We start from the raw sequence: 22,033 nt of genomic DNA, 5'->3' as shown, positions 1-22,033 counted from the left end.
CCGGCAGCCCGCACTCGCAGCGATACGTGAGGACGCCCATGCCCACTCGCCCGTCCCCCCTCCACCGCCTCGGCGCCGCCTGCTCCAGGCGGTCCATCGTGGTGATCGTGCTCTGGCTCGTCGCGCTCGGCTGCGCCGTCGCCGGCCAGCACCTCGCCCACCCGGCCTACAGCGACGCGACGAGCCTGCCGGGCAGTCAGTCGGACACCGGCGGCGCCTTGCTCGCCCGCGCCTCCTCCGGCGCGACCGGTTACACCGGCCTGGTGGTCGTCCACGCCCCGACCGGCGGCGCCGGCGCGGCGACCGGCGCGACGGCGGACACCGCCCGGGCCCTCGCGGCGCTGCCGGACGTCAGCTCCGTCTCGGAGCTGGTCACCAGCACGGACGGCGCGACGGCGTACTGGCGGCTGGACTTCGACGTCCGGCCCAAGACGCTCGGCAGTGGGTACCCGGCCCGGCTCGACCGGGCCACCGCCGCCGTCCGGCAGGCCGGCCGCCAGGTCGCCTACGGCGGTGGCCTGGACGAGCTGACGCGCCCGGCCGGCAACGACCGGGCCGCGGAACTGGTCGGCCTCTCGGCCGCGCTGGTCGTCCTGCTGCTCGCGTTCGGGAGCGTGGCCGCCGCCGTCCTTCCGCTGGCCAGTGCCCTGGTCGCGGTCGTCATCGGGCTGTCGGTGGTGGGCATCGTGGCCGCGAGCGTCGATCTCGCCACCGCCGCACCGACGTTGGCGGCCATGATCGGTCTGGGGGTGGGCGTCGACTACGGCCTGTTCGTCACCACCCGCTTCCGCGCGCACCTCGTCGAGGGCGACGACCCCGACCGGGCGGCCGGGCGGGCGATCGCCTCCAGCGGGCACGCCGTCCTGCTCGCCGCCGCCACGGTCTCGCTGGCGCTGCTGGGCCTGTACGGCGCGGGCCTGACCTTCATCGGACGGCTCGGACTGGCCGCGACGATCAGCGTCGTGGTGGCCGCGGCGGCGGCCGTCACCCTGGTCCCGGCCGGGCTCGGGCTGGTCGGCCGACGGATCGACCGGCTCGCCGTCCGTCCGCCGGTCGCCGAGACCTCCGGGGCCGAGGACGGGTGGCAGCGTTACAGCGCCCTCGTCGCCCGCCGTCCCGCGCTCTTCCTGGCCGGTGGCCTGGCCGTGATCGCGGCGCTCTCCCTGCCGCTGGGCGCGCTGCGCCTGGGGCACATCGACGCCGGCGCCGACCCGCTCGGCTCCACCTCCCGCACCGCCTACGACCTGGTCGCCGACGCGCGCGGTCCCGGCTTCGGGCCGGGCGCCAACGGCCCGTTCACCGTCGTGGTCGACCTGCACGGGGCGAACCAGCCCGCTGACGCGATCGCCGCGAAGCTCTCCGCCGCGCTGGGCGCGACGCCCGGCGTCGGCGCTGCCGGGCCGCTGCGCGCGAGCGCCGACGGCACCGTCCTGACCGGCACCGTCACCCCCGCCTCCGGCCCGCAGTCGGCGGCGACCGGCACCCTGTTCGAGCAGCTGGTGCACCACACCCTGCCCGACACCCTCGGCGGTGCGCACGCGACCGGCTACCTCGCCGGCCCGACCGCCGGCCAGCTCGACTTCCGCGACACGATCTCCCGGCGGCTGCCGCTGATCATCGGGCTCGTCCTGGTCGGCTCCTTCACTCTGCTGATGCTGATGTTCCGCAGCCTGCTGATCCCGCTCAAGGCCGTGGTGCTCAACCTGTTCACCACGGGCGCCTCGTACGGGGTGCTGGTCGTGGTCTTCCAATGGGGTTGGGGCGGAGGGCTGCTGGGCGTGCACGAGGCGGTGCCGATCGAGTCCTACGTGCCGATGATGATGTTCGCCATCGTGTTCGGCCTCTCCATGGACTACGAGATCTTCCTGCTCTCGGCCATCGCCGAGGCCTGGCGCGGCGGAAGCGGCAACACCGAGGCCGTGGGCAGCGGACTCGCCCGCACCGCGCGGGTGATCACCAGCGCCGCCGTGATCATGACGGCGGTCTTCCTCTCCTTCGCCTCCTCGCCGACCGTCGTGATCAAGATGCTGGCGGTCGGCCTGGCCGTCGGGGTGGTCATCGACGCGACCGTGGTGCGGATGGTGCTGGTGCCGTCGACGATGGTGCTGCTGGGCAGCGCCAACTGGTGGTTCCCGCGCCGCCCCGGTCGCGCCGGTCGCGCCCGTCCGGTCCTTCCGGGCCCCGGCGTCGACGTGCCGCCCTACACTGCCGGGCATGGCATGCCGCATCAGTGAACTGGTCCTCGACTGCGCCGATCCCGACCGGCTCGCCGCCTTCTGGAGCGAGGTCCTCGGCGTCAGTCGAGCCAGCCGGCGCGCTGTGCGGTGGCGAGCGCGAGCTCCTCGAAGTGGCGGGTGATCGGCGGGAGTTCGCCCGCCGGCAGGACGAGTTGGATCTCCGTGTGGGTCTGCGGCGCGGTGATCGGCAGCCAGCGGAGCCAGTCGGGCAGGCCGTCCGCGGAGGTCTGGCCGACGAGCGCGGTGCTGTGGGCGTCGCGCAGGTGGTGCTGGGTGGGGTCGAAGGCGATCGGGCGCTCCACGAGCCGGGGTTGGAGGCCCGCGCGGTGGAACAGGTCGACCAGCTGGTCGTAGTGCGCGGGGTTGGCCTCGCGGGCGTGGACCAGGACGGGGAACGCGGCGACCGCCACGAGTTCGGTGCTCGCGGGGGAGTGCCGGACCAGCGGGTGATCGGCGGAGAGCAGGACGCCGCGCAGCTCCCGACGGACCGTCAGCAACCGTATACCGTCGACCGGTTGAGGGGAGCGGGCGATTCCGAGGTCCACCCGCCCGTCCAGCACGGCCTGGGCGATGTCGGGGGTGCGCAGGACCTGCGCGGCGATCTGGACGTCGGGGTGGCGACGTCGGGCGGCGTCGACGAGGGTGGGGACGGTTCCGTACCCGGCGGAGGCGCTGTACCCCAGGCGCAGGTGGCCCAACTCGCCGCGCCCGGTGTGCCGGGCGGCGTCCCAGACATCCTCCAGCGCGGCCAGCGCGGCCGGTCCGCGCTCCTGCACGGCCCGTCCGGCGGCGGTCAGTTGAACGACCCGGGTGGTGCGGTGCAACAGCTTGACGCCGAGCTGGGTCTCCAACTGGCGGATCTGGGCGCTCAGCGCCGGCTGCGCGATGTGCAGACGGGCGGCGGCGCGGGTGAAGTTGGACTCCTCGGCGACGGTCAGGAAGGAGCGCAGCAGCCGCGCCTCGGGGGTCATCGCTGCGGGCCGTTCGCGGTTCTCGGACCTGTACGGGAAGCCATGCTGCGAGCATAGGCGGTGGCGGATTGATAAGCGCTGCTTCTGAGTTGATAGCGCATTGAGCTTTCCGTCGCGGTCGGTCCGGCTTCTACGGTGGCGTCATGACTTCCCTTGCTCTCCCCGCTGACATGCGGGCCTACGTGGGCACCACCCGGGATCCGGAGCTGCGCCGGCTGCCGGTGCCCGTGCCCGGGACCGGTGAGGTCCTGGTGCGCGTTGAGGCGTTCTCCGTCAACCGCGGTGAGCTGTCACTGCTCGCCCGGCGGCCCGAGGGCTGGCGCCCGGGCCAGGACCTGGCCGGACGCGTGGTCGCCGCGGCCGACGACGGCCGGGGCCCGGCGGTGGGCACCGCCGTCGCGGCGATGGTCGACTTCGCCGGCTGGGCCGAGTACGCCGTCGTCCCGCTGGACCGGCTGGCCCCGGTGCCCGCCGGCGTCGACCTGGGCGCCGCCGCGACGCTGGGGGTGGCCGGGCTGACGGCGCTGCGCGCGCTGCGCCGGGGCGGGCCGCTGCTGGGCAAGCGGGTGCTGGTCACCGGCGCGAGCGGCGGGGTCGGGACGTTCGCGGTCCAGCTCGCGGCCGCCGCCGGAGCCCGGGTGACAGCCCTGACCGGCACGCGCCGCAGCGTGGACCTGGCCGCGCTCGGGGCCCGGCACACCGTCACCTCGCTGGCCGAGGTGACGGACGACGAGTTCGATCTCGTCCTGGAGTCGGTGGGCGGTCCGGTGCTGCTCGCGGCGCTCGGGCTGACGGCGCCGCTGGGACACCTCGTCCTGTTGGGCACGTCCTCGCGGGAGTCGGCCGAGGTGTCGATCTCCTCCTTCCGCGCGCATGTGCGCCAGACCCTGCACCCGTTCTGGGTCTTCGGGTCGGGTGAGCCGGTGGGCGAGGACCTGGGGGTGCTGCTCGACCAGATCGCCGCCGGGCGCCTGGCGCCGGTGGTCGGCTGGCGCGGCTCCTGGGAGCTGCTGCCGAAGGCCGTCCACGCCCTGCGCGAGCGCGAGGTGGCCGGCAAGGCCGTCCTGACCGTCGAGAGCGGGGTGTGACCATGGCACGGATCATGATCGCCGGATCGGGGCACCGCCGGGCCACCGGCGCCCTCGTGAAGACCCTGGCCGAACAGCACGGACACGACGCGGCCGTCCTGGACCCGCTCGGCGACGCCCGCGAACTGGAACGCCAACTGGCCGGTGCGGACGCCCTGGTGCTCGTCCCGCTCCGCGGCGACGTCTGGCGCCACACCCACCAGGTCACCCGCGACCTGGCCGCCGCCGCCCTCGCCGCTGCCACCGCGAACGGGCGCCCGCTGCCGCACTTCGTGCTGCTGAGCTCCTTCGCGGTGGGCCACGGCATCGCCCATCCGCTCAACCGCATCGACGCCGCCCTGCTGCCGGGGCGCGTCGCGGCGGAGGAGGTGCTGACCAGCGGCCCGCTGCCGTACACCATCGTGCGCACCACCTGGCTCACCGACGACCCGCCCGGCGCACACGCCCTGACTCTCACTGAGAATCCTTACGCCGACGGCATGGTGGCACGCGCCGACGTCGCGGCCGCGATGGTCGCCGCGATCGAGCACCCCGGCGCCCGCGACACCGTCTTCGCCCTCTACAACGAGCCGGGCGAACCGTCGTCCGACTGGGCCGCCGCCTTCGCCCCGCTGCACCGCGCAGCCCCCCGGGAGGTCCTCGCATGACCGAGCTGCCCGACGCCCAGCACGCCTGGGAGTCCACCTTCCATGCCGACGAGGCCGGCCGGCCACTGGCCCCGCGCTTCCACCGCCTGCTGATGCTCGACGTGGTGGGCACGCCCACCGCGGCCGACGCCGACCGCCTGGAGCGCGCGCTGAGCACGCTGGAGCAGCGTTACCCGTACGGCCCGCAGGGGCTGTTGACCTGTCTGGGCTGGGGGCCGGGCTGGTTCGAACGGCACACCGCGATCCGTTCCCCGGTGGGCCGCCCGCTGCCGATGGCCCGCTGGGAGAACCCGGTGCTGGAGGACATCGACGCCTGTCTGCACCTGGCCGGCGACGACGAACAGCGCCTGGCCGAGGTCGCCGGCCTGCTGTTCGGGCCGGGTCCGCTCGACCAGCGCGCGCGGCTGCGCCTGCGCGAGGAGCGCACGGGCTTCGTCGGCGGTGCGCTGCCCGCCGAGCGGCTGCCGGGGCGGGGCGTGGCGCCGGACGCGCCGCTGATGCTCGGCTTCCACTCGGGGCTGCGGGGCAACCAGGCACCGGAGGAGAACGTCACGATCGTCGAAGGGCCGCTGGCGGGCGGCACCACGATGCACGTCAGCTACCTGGAACTCGATCTGGACAGCTGGTACGAGCACCAGGCGGACGAGCGCAGCGCCCTGATGTACGCGCCCGGCGTCAGCGCCGAGGACGCCGCCAAGCTGGTGGACGACGCGCCGAGCGACGCCGACCAACTCCCTTCCACCGCAGGGGTGCACGGCGTCGCCGGCCACGCGCAGGCCACCGGCCGGGCCCGGCTGCACGGGGTCCCACGGATCAACCGGCGCGACTTCGGCACCGTTGACCGGGGGTCGCCGGGCACCCACTTCGTGTCGATCCAGCGCACGATGGAGGACTTCAACGCCACCCGGGCCATGATGAACGCCGCCGACGCCCCGAGCTACCACGCCCGGATCGGGGTGCGGCGCGGCAACGGCATCAACGCCTTCATCGACGTGCGAAGCCGCGCCACCTTCGCCGTCCCGCCGCGCGCCGGCCGCGCCTTCCCGCACCTGGCGTCGGCGGTGCGGAGCTGAGTTTTCGCGCTGTCCGTCCCGCCGTCCGCCCCGGGTTCCGCCGGGGCGGACGGCGGTGTTTTGCCCTGCGGACGCGCGGGGCCGCGGCCCCCTGATGTGCGGCGTTGATATTTTGGTCCGGATTTGCCGGGTGGATGCTGTTCGAAGCGAATTGGCTTTCGGTGGGTGGTGCGTTTACCCCCGGTATTGCCGGTGGTGCGAGCCTGACGATTGGACGCGCCTTGCCCGGGGCTTGCTGCTTGTTGCATAATGATCCGCACTGATCATGTGAATGTCGCGGGTGGGGGTCCGCGGCGTGTGCGTCGTGGGCATTGTGGGGGTTGAATCCACGTCCACTTCCTTGGAATATCCCTCGTCGGCTCGGCTTGCGGTGACTGATCGCCACGCGCATTTTTTGTCCCAGACATGACGAATGCTGGTCGTTCCGGCTCGTGAATGGGCTTGATCTCCTCTCCCAGAAGGACAACCACCGTGCGGAACACGTCGAAGGATTCCCGGGGTACGGAGCTCGGTAGGTTTCTCCAGTCGTACCGGAAACGTCTGAGACCCTCGGACATCGGAATAGACGAGGACAGTCGGCACCGAAGAGTGCAGGGGCTGCGCCGGGAGGAAGTGGCGCAGCTCGCGGGGGTGAGCGTGAATTACTACACCCGGCTGGAGCAGGGGCAGAGCCGGCACGCGTCGCCGGAGGTGCTGGACGCGTTGGCCCGGGCGTTGCGCCTGGACGGTGACGAGCGGGCGCACCTGCACGCGCTGGCGCGTCCGGCGAAGCCGTGCGACAAGCCGGTCCAGGAGGAGCAGTTGCGGCCGGGGCTGGCCGGCCTGGTGGACGCCTTCAGCAACGGACCGTCGGTGATCATCGGCCGGACGACGGACCTGCTGGCGTGGAACCGGATGGCCCAGCTGCTGTTCACCGACCATCTCGGCGCGGCCGAGCGTGAACGGGCCGGGCGGATGAACCTGGCCCGGTTCATCTTCCTCGACCCGTACGGACCCGAGCTCTACCCGGACTGGGCGGGTGAGGCCCGCGACATCGTGGCCTACCTGCGGATGATGGCCGGACGCTATCCGGCGGACCCCCGACTGGCGGGGCTGATCGAGGAGTTGTCGCTCAGGAGTGCGGAGTTCTCCGCGCTCTGGTCGGCGCACGCGGTGCGCGACAAGACCCACGGGGTGCGGATCGTCCACCACCCGCTGGTGGGCCGGCTCAGCCTGGACTTCGAGACGCTGCGGCTGCCCGAGGCACCCGACCAGTGCCTGGTGATCTACCAGGCGAAGGCGGGCTCGCCCTCGGCGGCGGGCCTGCGGCAGCTGCACGACGTGCTGGCGGCCCGGCACGCCGAACGCGACACCGACGACCCGTGCGCAGCCGATGACGCAGACGGCCCGTGCGCACCGGACGACGTCGACGCCCCGCGCGCAGCGGACGACGTCGACGCCCCGCGCGCAGCGGACGACGCCGGCTGACCGTCAGCGTCGGCGACGTCCCCCGCGCACCGGAATACCACCGCTGCCAGTGCGGTTGTCGGGCGTTGTCGATCAAGAAGGAGAACCCCATGTCCGCGATTCTTCGTCCCCGCGCGCTGCGCCCCGGCGACCTCGTCGTCGTCACCGCCCCCTCCGGCCAGCTGGAGCCGGGGGAGGAGCCGCTGCTCGCCCGCGGCGTGGCGATGCTGGAACGGATGGGATTCCGCGTGCGGGTCAGCCCGATGGTCGACCCGGCGCGCCACCGCTGGTGGGCGTCGGGCACCGCGGCCGAACAGGCGGCCGAGCTCAACGCGTTGCTGCGCGACCGGGAGGTGCGGGCGATCGTCGCGCACACCGGGGGCCAGGCGACCGTGGGATATCTCGACCTGATCGATCTGGACGCGATCCGGGCCGACCCGAAGCCGATCCTCGGCTACAGCGACATCTCGCTGCTGCACCTGGCGCTGCACGCCAGGACCGGCCTGGTCGGACTCCACGCCGACATCGCCACCCACGGATTCGGCGGCGACTGGTACACCTTGGGCGACGAGGCCCGGCGGTCCGAACTCGTCGACCTCTACACCCGCGTGCTCACCAAGGCCGAGGCGCCGGGCGCGCTCCCGGCGATGGGTTCCTGGGAGGCCTGGCGGCCGGGCCGCGCGCAGGGGCCCCTGGTCGGCGGCCTGCTGAACCGCCTGGTCACCCTGCAGTCGACGCCGTTCGCACTGGGGGCCGAACGGTTCGACGGCGCCGTCCTGTTCTGGGAGGAGGTGCAGCGGCCGGTCTCGCGGATCTGGGGTGACCTGCACGCCCTGCGGCTGTCGGGCGTGCTGGACCGGATCGCGGGCATGGTGATCGGCATCCCGAGCGACGTCACGCCGTACCAGGGAGCCGGCGAGACGGTCGAGCTGCGCGATGTCGTCCTCGACGTCCTGGGGCAGCGCGACATCCCGGTCCTCGCCCAGGTCGACTTCGGCCACACCGCGCCGAACCTGCCCCTGCCCCTGGGGATCCGCGCGGAGGTGGACGCGGACAACCGGACCCTGTCCCTGCTGGAACCGGCGGTCGCGGAGGGCTGAGCCGAGGGCGGGGCGGCGCGGCGGCGGCCTCGGTCAGCGGGCGGACCAGACCGGGCAGTCGACCGCGTGGCGGGTCAGCAGCACGACGGTCCCGCCGTCCGTGATCTCCCTGGTGCGCGTGACCGCGCAGCAGCGCGCCGGTGACGGCGGCAGCGCCTGCCGGACCGGGACGTCGACGTCATCGACGTCCCGGTCCGGCAGGGCGTCATCGACGTCCCGGTCCGGCAGCTCGGTGCGCGGCCACTGCGGCCGCGCGGGCAGCCGCTCGGCACGCGCCGGTCGGGCGGTGGGCCGGCGGACGGCCTGCTCGATGGGGACCCCGAGGGCTCGGGCGCGGGCGTGGAGGCGGCGGCGGTCGCGTCGTTCGGACATGGGCGACACCCTGCCCCGTCCCGTCCCGTCTGCGCCAATCCGGATCGCGACACGCCGAGCGCCGCCGCCCGCTGGATTGACAGATAGGCAAGCCTTACCTAAGTTCGCAGTCATGTTCCGCCACCGCCCCGCCGCACACCGTCCGTCCTCCCCGTCCGCGCCGGCCGCCCCCTCGGACCGCTCCGACCGTTGCCGCGCGCTCCCACTGCCGATCGACCCGCAGGCCGACATCGGGCGCCGGGCGTGGGTGGCCTGCCCGAACTGCGACGACTCGCGCTCCTGCGGCCCGTGCGGTGAGCGTCGCAGCTGCGGCGAGCACTGGCGCTACCTGCTGTCCAACACCGGCAGCCTGCTGCACCTGCAGTGCCCCGGCTGCACCCATGTCTGGGACCACGAAACCGGGTTCGGCGCGACCCGGCACTGCCCCGGCCGGGCCGGCTGAGTCCGGGGCGCGGCAGCGGGTTCCAGCCGGCGGGTTCCAGGAGGGGGGTGGCCCGCTCGTGAGGCATCCTGGAAGGACTCGTCAGCGAGGAGGCCGGTCCGGATGGAGTCCACCACTGGGGGGCGCCGTGCGTGACGTCCTCCGCGAGGCCTACGCGTGGTACCTGGCCGGTGAGAGCGTCGGGCTCGCCACCGTGGTCAGCACCTTCCGCAGTGCGCCCCGGCCGGCCGGCGCCGCGATGGCGGTGTCGCAGTCGGGCGCGGTGGTCGGCAGCGTGTCGGGCGGCTGTGTGGAGGCGGACGTCTACGAGGAGGCCCGGCAGGCCCAGGCCACCGGTCGGCCGGTGCTGCGCAGGTACGGGGTGAGCGATCAGGACGCCTTCGCGGTCGGCCTGAGCTGCGGCGGCGAGATCGAGGTCTTCGTCGAGCCGCTCTCGCGTCGGACCTTCCCCGAACTCCCGATGCTGATGGCATCGTTGGCCTCCGCCGAGCCGGTCGCGACGGCCACCGTGGTGGCGGACGCGAACGCCGGAGCGGGCACGCCCGGCCGCCGGCTGGTGATCTGGCCGGACCGGACCGCCGGCTCGCTCGGCTCGGCCGCGCTGGACGGCACGGTGACCGTGGACGCGCGTGGCCTGCTCGAGCACGGCACGAGCGTGCTGACCCACTACGGCCGGGCGGGCCAGCGCCAGGGCGAGGAGGTCGCGGTCTTCGTCGGCTCGTTCGCCCCGGCGCCGCGGCTGCTGGTCTTCGGCGCCCTCGACTTCGCCGCGGCCGTCGCCGAGTTGGGTACGTACCTCGGCTATCGCGTCACCGTCTGCGACGCCCGCCCGGTGTTCGCCACCACGGCGCGTCTGCCGCACGCGGACGAGGTCGTGGTGCGCTGGCCGCACGAGTACCTGGCCGAGGAGGCGGCGGCGGGCCGGCTCGACGACCGGACGGTACTGGCCGTACTGACCCACGACCCCAAGTTCGACGTGCCGCTGCTCGCGACCGCCCTGCGGCTGCCCCGCCTCGCGTACGTGGGCGCACTCGGCTCCCGCGCGACCCAGCGCGACCGGCTCGTCCGCCTGCGCGAAGCCGGGCTGAACGAAGAGGAGTTGTCCCGCCTCGCGGCCCCGGCCGGACTCGACCTCGGCGCCCGCACGCCGCAGGAGACCGCCGTCTCCATCCTGGCCGAGGTCATCGCCACCCGCTGGGGCGGCAGCGGCCGGCGGCTGACCGCCACCGCAGGCCGGATCCACCGCGCGGGTCAGGCCGACGAAGGCTCCGCGTTCTAGTGCCGCGTCAGGCAACCTTCGCCCCGTCGCGACGCCCGGCACGCACTCTCGCCGCACCGGCCGAAAGCCCAAGTACGTCCAGTACGAGGACTTCCGGCCGGCACGCCGAGAGCACGCACCGGACACCGCTCCTTGACGGGCAAAAGTTGCCTGACGCGGCACTAGTCGGTGCCTGTCCGTGGTGGTTTGCGTCGGTTGGTCTCGACGTGGCCGCCGGGCGGGACGCCGGGGTGGCGTCGGGCGTAGTGGTCGATCTGCTGCTGCTCGCCCTGGGAACGGCTGAGCCAGGCGGTTTTGAAGCCGCACTCGCCGCACCAGTAGCGGTATGCCATGGGACTCCTCGGACGCCGCTCCTTGACGGGCAAAGGTTGCCTGACGCGGCACTAGATCGTCAGGTTCGTGCTGGTCAACGACCAGGCCACGGCACCGGCCATTCATGACCGGCCGTACCGGTAGGCTCACGGGGCGGCGATACTGGCGAGTAGGGGGAGGCGAACCGGTGACCGATCAGCTCGGCATGCTGCTGCGCCGGCTGCGCCATCAGGCGGGGCTGACGCAGGAACAGGTGGCGGAACGGTCCGGGGTGAGCGTTCGCACCATTCGCCGGCTGGAGACCGGCAGGTCGCCCGACCACCGGCTGGGCACGCTGAGCCTGCTGGCGGACGCGCTGGACCTCGGGCAGGACGACCGCCGACTGCTGGCGGCCACGCTCGCGAAGGAGGACGGCGAGGCGGACCCCGAGCCGGTCCCCGAACCGACCGAGCCTGAGCCCGACCCCGCGCCCGTCCCGGCCGAGCCCGCACCCGCGCCGCCACCGGCCCACGGTGATCTCGCCGAGGCCGTCCAGGAGCTGGCGCGCGAGATCCGGCGGCGTTGGCGGCACGAGGAGGAGCAGCGCGGGGTGCACGACCCCTTTCCGCTGCCGGTCCGCTGGCAGCAGGCGCCCGCGGGTCTGACGGACCGCCTGGAGAACATCCAGCGCCTGGGGCCGGGCGCACTGCCGCGCCAGGTCGACCTGAGCGGTGACCTGCGCAGCGTGGCGGAGGTCTACCGGCGAATATCGTCCGGACGCCTGGTGGTCCTGGGCCGGGCCGGTTCGGGCAAGTCGGTCCTCACGATCAGGTTCGTGCTGGACCTGCTGGAGGCCCAGGCCGTCCCCGACCGGGTACCGGTCATCTTCAGCCTCGGCTCCTGGGACCCGACCACCACGGCGCTGCGGGACTGGCTGATCAGCCGGCTGCTGCGTGACCACCCGCACCTGGCCCGCCGTCGTCCCGGCGGCTCGACCCTGGCCGCCGCCCTGCTCGACGCCGACTGCATCCTCCCGGTGCTCGACGGGTTCGACGAGATCGCCGAGGGCCTGCGGCGCGAGGCGCTCGAAACCCTGAACGCCACCTCGCTGCCGCTGGTGCTCACCAGCCGCCGCGCCGAGTTCGCCGAAGCCGTCCAGGCGGCGCACGCACCGCTGGTCTGGGCGGCCGGGATCGAACTCACCGACCTCACCCTCGACGACCTCGCCGGCTACCTGCCCCGCACCGCCCGCGCGGTCGGCCGACGCGACGGCGACGGCGGGGCCGGAGTCGTCTGGGACACCCTCCTCGACGACCTGCGCACCCGGGACACCCCGGCCGGCGCGAACCTCGCCGCCGTCCTCACCACCCCGCTCATGGTCATCCTGGCGCGCACGCTCTACAGCGAGACGCCCGGCCGGGATCCGGCCGAACTGCTGGACGCCACCCGCTTCCCCACCGCGCACTCCGTCGAGGAGCACCTGCTGGCGGGCTTCGTGCCGACCGTCTACCGACGCCGCGTCCCCGAGCAGGCCGCCGACGGCCGTCGGCACCGCCCGCGCGGCTGGGAGCCCGAGCGCGCCCAGCAGTGGCTGGGTTATCTGGCCCACCACCTGGCGCGGCTCGACCTCGATCAGCAGGACCTCGCCTGGTGGCGGATCGGTGACTCGCTGCGCCGTTCGACCCGGATCATCGCCGTCGTGCTGGCGACCGCCCTGAGCATCACGGTGGCCGACTGGCTCGTCTGCCTGCTGTTCCACCGCGCCGGGGTCGGCGAGATCCTCCTCCAGGGGGCGCTGATGGGGCCCGTCGCGGGCCTCGCCTTCGGCTGTGTCTACGCGGTGATGGTCACCCACCGCGGCGGCCCGGCCTTCGAACCCGCCCGGGTGCGGCTGCGGCTGCCCGGGGCCCGGCGCGAACTGGGGCCGCTACGGCGCACCTTCGCCGGCCGGTTCGCGAGCGGCCTGCTCGGCGGCTCGGTCATGGGCGTCGGCTGCGCCTGCGCGCTGGCCCTGGAGCGGGCGCTCTACTCGGGTGTCCCGCTCACCGATCCGCACGTGCTCGAAGCCACCCTGATCAACATGCTCTGCTTCGGGCTGATCTTCGGCACGGCCGCCGGGCTGGTCTTCGGGCTGATGTCCGTCCTGGAGGCGCCGGTGGACGTCACCTCCGCGGCCACCCCGGGCAGCCTGCTGTCGGCCAACCGCGCGACGATCGGCCGGCAGACCCTCGTCCTGGCCCCGCTGCTCACCCTGGCGATCGGCTGCGGGGGCCGGCTGATCGTCGACCTGCTCCAGGGTCCGCTGGGTCCGCTGAACTGGGGTCTGTCGGACGGGCTCTTCATCGGCGGGGTCGGCGGGATCGGCGGCGCGGTCTCCTACGTCCTGGCCTTCACCGCCTGGGGGCAGTGGCTCGTACTGTCCCGGCTCTGGCTGCCGCTGACCGGCAGACTGCCCTGGGACACGGTCGCCTTCCTCGACGACGCCTACCGCCGCGGCGTGCTGCGCCAGACCGGCGCGGTGTACCAGTTCCGCCACGTCCGCCTGCAGCACCACCTCGGCCGCGCCTTCCGCGAGCAGCAGGCCCAGTACCGGCCGGCCACCTTCCCCTCGGTGTCCGTGGGGGACGGCCCGTCCTGACGACCGGTCACCGATGTCCGGTGCCATGGCCTGTGCCTCGCGCCGCCCGGGCACCAGCATCGAAGTGCCCGGTCAGCGGCGCCCCGACGCCGCGTCAGCCCGTACCGGAGCCCACCACCACCCGTGGACGAAGGAGTGCGATGAAGTCCCTACGTGTGACCGCCGTCAGTGCGGCGCTGCTGCTCGCCGCCCTGGCCGGCGTCGGCCCGGCGAACGCGGACACGCCGACTGCCGCCGGCATCCTCCAGACCGGCGCCCAGAAAGGCGTGGCCGACGGATACCCCGGCGTGATCGGCCTGGTCCGCCAGGGCGACACCACCCAGTACGTGCACGCCGGCACCGGGAACCTCGCCACCGGCGTGCCCGCCGACCCCAAGGCGCAGTTCCGGATCGGCAGCAACACCAAGGCGTTCACCTCCACCGTGCTGCTCCAGCTGGAGGCCGAGGGCAAGCTCTCGCTGGACGACACGGTGGCCAGGTGGCTGCCGGCGGCGGTCAACGCCAACGGCTACGACGGCACGAAGATCACCCTTCGCGAGCTGCTCAACCACACCTCCGGCCTGCCCGACTACGCGGGAACCGCCCAGGTGTCCGGCCCCTACGCCCTGGACCTCAACCCGAACCAGGCCTGGGCACCGCAGTCGCTGGTGGACATCGCGCTGGCATCGCGCGCGCCGGTCGCCGCGCCGGGCCAGAAGTGGAGCTACGCCAACACCAACTACGTGCTGGCGGGCATGGTGATCACCGCCGTCACCGGCAACAGCCCGGCCACCGAGATCCAGAACCGGATCATCGCGCCCCTCGGCCTGACCAACACCACCTTCCCGACCAGCGACCCGAACCTCTACGGCAACTACCTGCACGGCTACGTGCACCCCGTGGTCTTCTACACCAACGACGTCACGGTCTCCGACGTCCAGCTCTTCGGCCCGGCGGGGGCGATGGTGTCGACCCTGGACGACCTCACCGCGTTCGGCCGCGCCCTGCTGACCGGGAAGCTGCTGCCGCCCGCCCAGGAGGCCGAGCTCAAGACCACGGTGCCGGTGGACGGTTCCGCCACCACGGGGTACGGACTGGGCATCGAGCACGTCCAACTGCCCTGCGGCCAGTGGGCCTGGGGGCACAACGGCGCCGTCATCGGCTACTTCAGCACCTGGTTGAGCAGCGACGACGGCACCAAGCAGGTCGCGCACGCCAACAACGAGTTCCACCTCCTTTCGGGCACGGCCGGCCAGACCGACACCGGCACCGCCCTGTCCAACGCCTACTGCGCGCTCTGAGCCCCGGCACTCCCTGCCCCGAAAGGACGACCGATGACGTCACTCCTGCCCCGCTGGCGACGGCACGCGACCGCGGCCGCCGTCGCCGCGGCCATGGCCCTGAGCGCGCTGCTCGGCACCTCGCCCGCACCCGCCCGCGCGGACGCCGCCCCGGTGGCCTTCACCAACGGCTTCGGCCTGACCCAGGTCGGCACCCCCGAGGTGCACTCGAGCACCGACTTCACGATCACCGTGACCACCGCCCAGCTCGCCGGCACCCACAAGATCCGCATCTTCCTCCCGCAGGGCTACGCGGCGAACCCCACCGAGCGCTGGCCGGTGGCCTACTTCCTGCACGGCGGAGGCGGCACCGTGGACGACGCGGCCGCCGCCCCCGCCCTGCACTCGGACGCGATGATCACCGTGGTGCCGGACGGCGGCCTGAAGGGCTGGTACGCCGACTGGGCCATGCAGAACACCGCCCTGGGCGCGGCCAACTGGCAGACCTTCCACACCACCCAGGTCGTCCCGTTCATCGACGCCAACCTGCGCACCATCGCCGACCGGGCCCACCGGGCCGTCCTCGGCCTGTCGATGGGCGGCTACGGCGCGCTGCACTACGCCGAGGCGCGTCCCGACCTGTTCGGGCACACCGCCTCGCTCTCCGGCGGCATCGACTTCGGGATGGCGGAGGTCCGCGCGGCGGTCCTGGCCACCGAACTCAACGTCACCGGCGCCTGGTGCGCGGTGAGCACGTCCAGCCCCGCCGGGACGGGCCGGTGCACCGGGTACGGGCCCTACGTCGACAGCGACGCGATCTTCGGCTCGCCGTACCCGGTCTTCAACGCGGACCACATCTGGAACGCGCTCAACCCCGCCGACCCGGCCAACCTGGCCAGGCTCGCGGGCAGTGACATCACCCTCTACAGCGGCAACCAGCTGCCCATCGACCACTTCACCGAGATCGCCTCCGGCACGGTCAAGACCCGCCTGGACCAGCTCGGCATCCCCAGCCGCTACGTCGACTACGGCAACGGCAGCTCGCTCTCGCCCACGTGCGACGGCGGCCATGACTACGGCTGCTGGTCCGCCGCCTTCGCGGACTACATGCCCCGCCTCGCCGCCTCGTTCGCCGCGGCCGGCTGAGCCCCACCGGCTGATACCCCGGACACCCTGGACGGCCCGACCGGCACGCCGGCCGGGCCGTCCGGACGTGGCCGCTCAGGCCGCGGCGGGGGCGCCGACGACCTCCAGCACCTCGGCCACCGGGCGGCGCGGCGCCGCCGGGCCGGCCGGCCCGAAGCCGAGGCGCAGCACCGTCTGGGTGAACCCCGGACCCTCGTTCGGATCGCGCAGCTCCCACCGGGTCTGGGGCCACTCCAGCGCCTGGTGCATCACCGAGATCCGCACCCCGTGCACCGTCGCCAGCAGCCAGACCCGCTCCAGCGCCTGGCCGGCGTGCAGCCAGTCCGACGGGTGGTCGGCGTGCGTGGACAGCAGGGCCAGGTGCGGCAGCGCCTCGAAGCGCGCGGGCGGCACACTGACGGCCGGCGGGCGGCCGGTGTAGCTGCGCATCGGCAGGCGGGCCTCGCTGTCCGGCGGCCCCAGCTGGCTCAGCGGGATGCCGTCGGACGCCGGTTCCCGCGAGCGCAGCCAGGCCCGGCTCTCCGCCTCGCGCACCGGGTCGTCGGCGGTGCGGCGCTCGGCATCCTCGGTCAGGGCCATCACCCGTCGCACGCCGTCCTCGTCCTGGACGGACAACACCGCCCCCTCCGCCCGGGCGGCCGCGCGCAGCTCGCCGAGGACCGTCTCGGGCACGTCGCGGTCGGCGAACGGCAGGCGGCTGGAGTGGCGCTGCTCAATGGCGGCGTACAGGTCCGGGCCCTGGTCCGGGTCGGGATTCGGGGTCTCGGCGGTCCGCGAGAGGTCCAGCTCGGCGCACAGGTGGGGGTCGGAGGCCTCCGGCAGCAGCCGTACGGACGGCTCCAGGCCCAGGTGAGCGGCCGCGACCCGCAGGTTGAACACCGCGGTGCCCACCGAGAGGTGCAGCGCCCGCCCGTCCGGGTCCGTCCGGGGCAGCGCCCGCTGCGGGTCCGCGTACACCCGCAGCGTGTGGGTACCGGAGTACGCGCGGAAGCGCCACGGCTGGGTGTTGAGCAGGGAGGGCGCGGCGGTTCCGGCGGCGGCCAGGGACCGCAGCTCCTGCGCGGTCAGGGTCGGATCGTCCAGGATCGGTTCGTTCATGGCGCTTCTCCTCCTGCTCGTCGTCCCTCATCTCCCAGGATGCCCCTCCGCGGTAGCGGTGCTTCCCGGACCGACGAGGCCGGGCCGCGGGTGTCGGAGTGCGCCCGGCATGATCCCCGGCGACCCGGGCAGGCGGAGGGTGATCCGTACCCGACCGTCCAGGAGGTCCACCGATGTCCGCACCGATCTCTCTCCCGCTGCCCGACGACGCCACCGCGCTGAGCGTGACCTGCGTGGTGCGGGACGAGCTGGCCGTGGTGTCGGTCACGGGCGAACTGGACGCCGACACCGGGCCGGTGCTGTACGTCCACCTCGCCAACCAGCTGGACCACGGCCGCCGGCACCTGGTCGTGGATCTGAGCGGGGTGCCCTTCATGGACTCGTCCGGGCTGAACGTGATCATCCGGGCGATGCGCCAGACCAAGCTCGCGAACGGCAGCCTGTCCCTGGCCGCCCCGACCCCGACCGTCAGCCAGCTCTTCCGGCTGACCGGGATCAGTCTCACCCAGCCGGTCCACCCCGAGGTCGCTTCAGCGGTGGCGGCCCTCGACCTGGAGCCGCTGACCCCGGGGGTGTCGTGAGGGCGGGGGCTGTCGTGAGGGCCCGACGGGGGCGGGGCCCTCACGACAAACTGCACCGGGAGGGGGGATGACCGGTGCAGCCTCGCCGCTCGTCTGCCCGCTCAGCGGAGTTCAAACCTGCGGCGGCGCAGAGTTTCGCGGAGGGTTGGCGCGGCCGGGGAGGGCAGGTGTGGTGCAGGAGCGGTAACGACGCGAGCGGAGGTGCAGCGATGGGAGAGGCGTCCATGCGGGCCACGGGGTGGGCCCGGTCCTTCCCGGTGGCGGGCGAGGTACGGGCGGCCCGCCAGTGGTGCCTGGGGCACCTCGAGTCCCTCGGGTGGACCACCACCGCGCCCGACACGGTGGACGCCGTCCTGCTCACCGTCTCGGAGCTGGTCACCAACGCCCACATCCACGCGCACAGTTCGGCGCAACTCGTCCTGGTGTGGGACAACCGCTGCCTGGGCGTCAGCGTCCATGACGCCGGCAGCGGCCTGCCGACACCCGGCACGCCGGACCGCTCGGCCGTGCACGGTCGCGGCCTGCGCATCGTGGACGCGCTCGCCGACGACTGGGAGACCCGCACCCAGGCGGACGGCAAGACCGTCATCGCATCCTTCCGCGCGCCCGGCACCCCCGAGGACGCCACCCCCGAGGACGCCACCCCCGACGACCACGAACCCGGGTGAGCGTTGGTGCCCGGGCCCGGACGGAGGCACGCTGAGAGAGAGCACACGCTCCGGCCGGCCCTCGGAAAGGAGCCCCAGTGATCCAGGTAGGCGATATCCGCGAGTGGCGTACCCACGACGTCGTCGATCCGGACGGCCACAAGATCGGCACGCTGGAGGCCATCTACGTCGACACCGGTACCGACGCCCCCTCGATGGCCACCGTTCAGATCGGCCTGCCCACCCGTCACCGGCTCGTCTTCGTCCCCCTGGACCGGGCCCTGGTGGGCCCCGGGTACGTCAAGGTCGCCTACGACAAGGCCCTGGTGAAGTCCTGCCCGGCGATCGGCACCGACGATGTGCTCCCCGCCGAGGACGAGGTGAACATCTTCCAGCACTACGGCCTCGCGTACACCCCGGGCGCCGGCGGGGAGCGCCGGCTCGCCCGTCCCTGACCGTCACGGCCGTATCGGGACGGGCCGCCCGGGGTCAGGCGCGGCAGCGCAGCATCGTCAGCGGCGGGTTGGCGGCGTAGTCGTCCCAGAAGTCCTTGCCGTACGCGCGCACGCCTTCGGCGGAGACCTCCAGGGGCACCCAGGTGATCTCGCTGAATCCGGCTGCCCGCAGGCACTTCTCGTAGACCTCGCGGCTGGGCGGGTTGGCGACGAACGAGATCGGCGGGTCGAGGAGCGCGGTGATCCGCACGCGCGGCCCGATCTCGGTCTCCTCGCCGAGCGATTCGCACAGGAAGCCGTACTTGGCCAGGGACGGCCCGTCGAAACGGTAGTCCGGGTTCTGCCCGAAGGCGAAGAACTCGGCTCCGTCCGCGATGCTGCGGTGAATGTTGCGGCACATCCGCTCGATGGTGGCGACGTCCTGGGCGTAGTTGAACAGTTGGACCGCCACCGCGATGTCGAAACGCTGCTCGAAGCCGCGCAACTCGGCGACGTCGCCGACCTCGTAGTGCACGCCGGGCGGGTCGGTCAGCTCCAGGGCCCGGGCCGCGTCGACCATCGCGGGGGAGATGTCGACGCCGAGCACGTGCGATGCGCCGCGGCGCTTGAACTCCCGGCTGTAGAAGCCGGTTCCGGAGGCCAGGTCGAGGACCGACCTGCCGCTCACGTCGCCGACGAGGGCGAGGAATCCGGGCACCTCCGCGTAGCGGGCGAGCGGGAGGGTCTTGAAGCCCTCGAATGCCTCACCGATCTCGTCATACAACTGACCGCTCATCGTACTGTTCCCCCTCAGTCCTTGGCGTCGGCCTTCGGAACAGGCCGCAGCCCTTGCCGGAAGTCTCCCTCCCGCCGGCCGGGGCGTCGTACTGGCGGAAGCCACAAAAGCGCCGGGGCTGCCGGCCGTGCGGTCCTTGTGTTCGTATCGGATGCAGCCACCTCGTCTGCCCCGTCTCGGTGAGAAGATTCCCCGGCATATCCGGCCCCTCGCGGGGCAGCCGAATCCTCGACACCGACTCTGGAGGTCTCGATGGTTCCCGTTCTTCTTGTTCTGCTGCTCGCGCTACTGCTCTTCGGCGCGGGGTTCGCACTGAAAGCTCTGTGGTGGGTGGCGGTCGTCGTCCTGGTGTTCTGGCTGCTGGGCTTCGTGGCCCGCGGTACGGGTGCTTCCGGGAGCCGGGGCCGCTGGTACCGCTGGTAGGCACGGCACAGGTACGGCGTAAGCACAACGGATCGCAGGCGGGGCGCGCGGGTGCGCGCCCCGCCTCGCGCGCATCCGGGTGTCTGCCGAACGGAGGACCGCGCCGAGTGTCCTGCCGGGGTCGGCCGGGTCCGTCCGCGCAGAGTGCGGCGTGACACCCACCAGCGCGGCCCTGGCCCTCGCCGCCACCATGATCGCCACCAGCCTGCCGACCACCGCGGGCGACGCCGTACGGGGGAGCGGTGGGCGGCCGGCTGCGGCCGTGCGGGCCCACGTTACGATCAGGGCTTTCGACGAGCGGGCGGGAGTTCCCTGATGCGGGTGGACGGGCTTCGCGGGCGGTTGTGGTCGGGGTCGCGGACCCGGCCGTGGCAGCGCGGATCGCGGATCGTGGCGGCGGCAGCGGCCGTGGCCTGCGCCGCGTCCGGATGCGGACCGAACACCGACGCCTACGTCGCTCTGCAGAACGTGATGAAGTCCCACATCACCACGCAGGACCACCGCCCGGTCTCCACGGTGTCGTGCACCCCGCACGTGCACGACACCGCGCGCGAGGAGATCGCGCACCTGCGCTGCCTGGTCGTCTTCGAGGACAAGACCTCCTACACCGCCAACGCGACTATCCACAACGAGAACTCCGGCGGCGCCCACAACCTGCCCGACTCCTACACCTGGGACAGCCCGCCCAAGAGCTGACCCCGCTCAGGCGGCCACGAGGTGGGCCGTGCCGCTCCGCTCCTCGCGCAGCGAGAGCGCGACCGGCACGCCCAGCGCGCACAGCGCCGCGCAGCCGGCCCACACCGTCACGTACGCCGCCTGGTCCGGGGTGCCGGGTCGCAGCAGCAGCGAGTCCAGCAGGGCCGCCCCCACCGCTCCGGCCGCCGCACCGGCCATCGTCTTGAGCGTGTTGTAGACGCCCGCGCCCTCCCCGGTCTGGTCGGCGGGCAGTCGGTGCATCAGCAGGCCGGGCAGCAGGCTCATGGCCAGCCCGGCGCCGAAGCCGGCGAACGCGCTCGGGGCGAGGAACTGCCAGGCGGCGCTGTGCGCCAGCGCGATCAGTGCGTATCCGGCCGCGCTGAGCGCGAAGCCGCAGCCCAGCACCGCACGCGGGCCGAACCGGCGGGCCAGCCGGTGCGCCGTCACCGCGCCGGCCAGGGCGCCCAGGACGGCCGGCAGCGACAGCAGGCCCAGCAGCTGCGGGTCGGCGGCCAGGCCGTACCCGCTGACGGCGGGCCGGGCGGCCTGGAACGAGAGGGTCGGCGCCTGCGAGCCGTACAGCGCGCAGCCCAGCAGGAAGCTGAGCCCGAACACCGGCGCGGTGGCCCGCCGGGCCAGCATCCGGACGTCCACGGTCGGGGTGGGCGTGCGCAGTTCCTGACGGACGAACAGCGCCAGCAGCGCGACGGCGGGCACCAGCAGCCAGGCGTGACCGGACAGGCCGGAGAAGAGCAGCCCCAGGCCACCGCTGAGCAGCAGCGCGCCGATCCAGTCCAGCCGTCCCCGGGCCCTGGTCCGCGACTCCGGCACCCACCGGAGGACCACCAGCAGCGCCAGCGCGGGCAGCGCCGCCATCGCCCACAGGCCCGGACGCAGGACGGCTCCGGTGATGCTGCCCAGGGTCAGCGCGCCGACCAGCAGTCCGACGGCCCGGCCGCCGCGCTCCTCGCCCAGCCGGTCGCGCAGCAGCGCGAACTCCAACGGCAGCCAGCAGGACAGGAACCCGGACAGTGCCCGGCCCAGCAGTACCGCGCTCAGGTCGCGCGCCAGGGCGGTGACCAGGTAGCCGAGCAGGGCCAGCGCCGCCGTGACCAGCAGCAGCCGACGGTGGCCGTACAGGTCGCCCAGGCGCGAGGTCAGCGGCACCGCCACGCCCGCGACCAGGAACTCCACCCCGAGCGCGAGGGACTGGCCGCCCGCCCCGAAGTGCAGGGTGCCCGCCAGCTCCGGCAACAGGATCGGGAACCCGCCCTGGAGCACGCCGCTGGCGAACTCGACCAGGACCAGCAGGACGATGAGCGGGTGGCTGCGCAGCATGGGCCGTCCCTGGGGGTGGGGGCAGAACGAG

Annotated in this window: 23 protein-coding genes and 1 pseudogene; 18 read left to right on the top strand and 6 right to left on the bottom strand. The window is 73.4% G+C overall.

The window, feature by feature from the left end; translation table 11 throughout:
- The first annotated feature begins 38 nt into the window (after positions 1–38).
- Together BS80_RS01765 and BS80_RS38900 are read left to right on the top strand one after the other, a co-directional pair.
- The gene (locus tag BS80_RS01765; RefSeq protein ID WP_051965658.1) at positions 39–2,234 is read left to right on the top strand and encodes an MMPL family transporter; all 2,196 of its coding nucleotides are present in this window, start codon (positions 39–41) and stop codon (positions 2,232–2,234) included.
- Positions 2,215–2,313: pseudogene (locus BS80_RS38900) on the top strand (VOC family protein); the annotation flags it as partial. The gene BS80_RS01765 and the pseudogene BS80_RS38900, both read left to right, overlap by 20 nt.
- Here BS80_RS38900 and BS80_RS01760 read toward each other — a convergent pair.
- A complete protein-coding gene (locus BS80_RS01760) occupies positions 2,297–3,208 on the bottom strand; it encodes a LysR family transcriptional regulator (RefSeq protein ID WP_051965655.1) in 912 nt (303 codons plus the stop codon). The pseudogene BS80_RS38900 and the gene BS80_RS01760 sit on opposite strands and share 17 nt — an antisense overlap.
- Positions 3,209–3,351: 143 nt before the next feature.
- Between BS80_RS01760 and BS80_RS01755 the strand changes: the two genes are divergently transcribed.
- The 5 genes from BS80_RS01755 to BS80_RS01735 all read left to right on the top strand — a co-directional run bounded on the left by BS80_RS01755 (position 3,352) and on the right by BS80_RS01735 (position 8,562).
- Positions 3,352–4,296: a zinc-binding dehydrogenase gene (locus BS80_RS01755; protein ID WP_035791844.1), complete on the top strand. Its 945-nt coding sequence runs from the start codon at positions 3,352–3,354 to the stop codon at positions 4,294–4,296.
- Between the two features lie 2 nt (positions 4,297–4,298).
- Positions 4,299–4,943 carry an NAD(P)H-binding protein gene (locus tag BS80_RS37395; protein WP_051965651.1) on the top strand — a complete coding sequence of 215 codons (645 nt, stop codon included), beginning with the start codon at positions 4,299–4,301 and terminating at the stop codon, positions 4,941–4,943.
- Complete coding sequence (locus BS80_RS01745; RefSeq protein ID WP_051965645.1) at positions 4,940–6,016, top strand: DUF7405 family protein; 1,077 nt, start codon at positions 4,940–4,942, stop codon at positions 6,014–6,016. The genes BS80_RS37395 and BS80_RS01745 overlap by 4 nt, the downstream gene beginning before the upstream one ends.
- A 435-nt stretch (positions 6,017–6,451) precedes the next feature.
- Complete coding sequence (locus BS80_RS01740) at positions 6,452–7,483, top strand: helix-turn-helix transcriptional regulator (protein ID WP_083974070.1); 1,032 nt, start codon at positions 6,452–6,454, stop codon at positions 7,481–7,483.
- A gap of 89 nt (positions 7,484–7,572) precedes the next feature.
- Positions 7,573–8,562, top strand: coding sequence for a S66 peptidase family protein (locus BS80_RS01735; protein ID WP_035791841.1), 990 nt, complete (start codon positions 7,573–7,575; stop codon positions 8,560–8,562).
- Positions 8,563–8,595: 33 nt separating this feature from the next.
- Here the strand turns inward: BS80_RS01735 and BS80_RS41480 are convergent, their stop codons facing one another.
- Positions 8,596–8,934, bottom strand: a complete 339-nt coding sequence (locus BS80_RS41480) for a hypothetical protein (protein ID WP_035791838.1) — start codon at positions 8,932–8,934, stop codon at positions 8,596–8,598.
- 205 nt (positions 8,935–9,139) lie between these two features.
- Between BS80_RS41480 and BS80_RS01725 the strand changes: the two genes are divergently transcribed.
- Entirely contained in the window at positions 9,140–9,376 is a 237-nt protein-coding gene (locus BS80_RS01725; RefSeq protein ID WP_035792895.1) for a hypothetical protein, read from the top strand.
- 127 nt (positions 9,377–9,503) lie between these two features.
- On the top strand, positions 9,504–10,655 hold the full coding sequence (locus BS80_RS01720) for an XdhC family protein (protein WP_035791835.1): 1,152 nt from the start codon (positions 9,504–9,506) through the stop codon (positions 10,653–10,655).
- Between the two features lie 161 nt (positions 10,656–10,816).
- Here the strand turns inward: BS80_RS01720 and BS80_RS41475 are convergent, their stop codons facing one another.
- Positions 10,817–10,987 carry a hypothetical protein gene (locus tag BS80_RS41475; protein ID WP_198045401.1) on the bottom strand — a complete coding sequence of 57 codons (171 nt, stop codon included), beginning with the start codon at positions 10,985–10,987 and terminating at the stop codon, positions 10,817–10,819.
- Positions 10,988–11,154: 167 nt separating this feature from the next.
- On the opposite strand from BS80_RS41475, the gene BS80_RS01715 reads away from it, so the two are divergent.
- From BS80_RS01715 to BS80_RS01705, 3 genes are all read left to right on the top strand, one after another.
- On the top strand, positions 11,155–13,584 hold the full coding sequence (locus BS80_RS01715; protein ID WP_232246307.1) for a helix-turn-helix domain-containing protein: 2,430 nt from the start codon (positions 11,155–11,157) through the stop codon (positions 13,582–13,584).
- Between the two features lie 140 nt (positions 13,585–13,724).
- Positions 13,725–14,864 carry a serine hydrolase domain-containing protein gene (locus tag BS80_RS01710; protein WP_035791831.1) on the top strand — a complete coding sequence of 380 codons (1,140 nt, stop codon included), beginning with the start codon at positions 13,725–13,727 and terminating at the stop codon, positions 14,862–14,864.
- A gap of 33 nt (positions 14,865–14,897) precedes the next feature.
- Complete coding sequence (locus tag BS80_RS01705; protein ID WP_051965640.1) at positions 14,898–15,989, top strand: alpha/beta hydrolase; 1,092 nt, start codon at positions 14,898–14,900, stop codon at positions 15,987–15,989.
- Positions 15,990–16,064: 75 nt separating this feature from the next.
- Here the strand turns inward: BS80_RS01705 and BS80_RS01700 are convergent, their stop codons facing one another.
- A complete protein-coding gene (locus tag BS80_RS01700) occupies positions 16,065–17,087 on the bottom strand; it encodes an Acg family FMN-binding oxidoreductase (protein ID WP_051965639.1) in 1,023 nt (340 codons plus the stop codon).
- 173 nt (positions 17,088–17,260) lie between these two features.
- On the opposite strand from BS80_RS01700, the gene BS80_RS01695 reads away from it, so the two are divergent.
- The 3 genes from BS80_RS01695 to BS80_RS01685 all read left to right on the top strand — a co-directional run bounded on the left by BS80_RS01695 (position 17,261) and on the right by BS80_RS01685 (position 18,770).
- Positions 17,261–17,668 carry an STAS domain-containing protein gene (locus BS80_RS01695; RefSeq protein WP_035791828.1) on the top strand — a complete coding sequence of 136 codons (408 nt, stop codon included), beginning with the start codon at positions 17,261–17,263 and terminating at the stop codon, positions 17,666–17,668.
- Between the two features lie 209 nt (positions 17,669–17,877).
- Entirely contained in the window at positions 17,878–18,336 is a 459-nt protein-coding gene (locus BS80_RS01690) for an ATP-binding protein (RefSeq protein WP_035791825.1), read from the top strand.
- 77 nt (positions 18,337–18,413) lie between these two features.
- Positions 18,414–18,770: a PRC-barrel domain-containing protein gene (locus BS80_RS01685; RefSeq protein WP_035791823.1), complete on the top strand. Its 357-nt coding sequence runs from the start codon at positions 18,414–18,416 to the stop codon at positions 18,768–18,770.
- A gap of 34 nt (positions 18,771–18,804) precedes the next feature.
- Here BS80_RS01685 and BS80_RS01680 read toward each other — a convergent pair whose 3' ends face one another.
- Complete coding sequence (locus BS80_RS01680; RefSeq protein WP_035791820.1) at positions 18,805–19,545, bottom strand: class I SAM-dependent methyltransferase; 741 nt, start codon at positions 19,543–19,545, stop codon at positions 18,805–18,807.
- Positions 19,546–19,797: 252 nt separating this feature from the next.
- Here BS80_RS01680 and BS80_RS01675 point away from each other — a divergent pair, with 252 nt between their 5' ends.
- The 3 genes from BS80_RS01675 to BS80_RS01670 all read left to right on the top strand — a co-directional run bounded on the left by BS80_RS01675 (position 19,798) and on the right by BS80_RS01670 (position 20,664).
- Positions 19,798–19,968 carry a hypothetical protein gene (locus BS80_RS01675; RefSeq protein WP_035791817.1) on the top strand — a complete coding sequence of 57 codons (171 nt, stop codon included), beginning with the start codon at positions 19,798–19,800 and terminating at the stop codon, positions 19,966–19,968.
- Between the two features lie 151 nt (positions 19,969–20,119).
- Positions 20,120–20,284, top strand: coding sequence for a hypothetical protein (locus BS80_RS40275; protein WP_157535764.1), 165 nt, complete (start codon positions 20,120–20,122; stop codon positions 20,282–20,284).
- 74 nt (positions 20,285–20,358) lie between these two features.
- The gene (locus BS80_RS01670) at positions 20,359–20,664 is read left to right on the top strand and encodes a hypothetical protein (RefSeq protein ID WP_035791814.1); all 306 of its coding nucleotides are present in this window, start codon (positions 20,359–20,361) and stop codon (positions 20,662–20,664) included.
- A 6-nt stretch (positions 20,665–20,670) separates the two neighbouring features.
- Here the strand turns inward: BS80_RS01670 and BS80_RS01665 are convergent, their stop codons facing one another.
- Complete coding sequence (locus tag BS80_RS01665) at positions 20,671–22,002, bottom strand: MFS transporter (protein ID WP_051965638.1); 1,332 nt, start codon at positions 22,000–22,002, stop codon at positions 20,671–20,673.
- Positions 22,003–22,033 lie beyond the last annotated feature (31 nt).

The sequence above is a fragment of the Kitasatospora mediocidica KCTC 9733 genome (assembly GCF_000744225.1).
Classification (GTDB): Bacteria; Actinomycetota; Actinomycetes; order Streptomycetales; family Streptomycetaceae; genus Kitasatospora; species Kitasatospora mediocidica.
The sequence above is the reverse complement of the archived record's forward strand: the minus strand, read 5'-3'. Positions and strand labels throughout refer to the sequence as shown.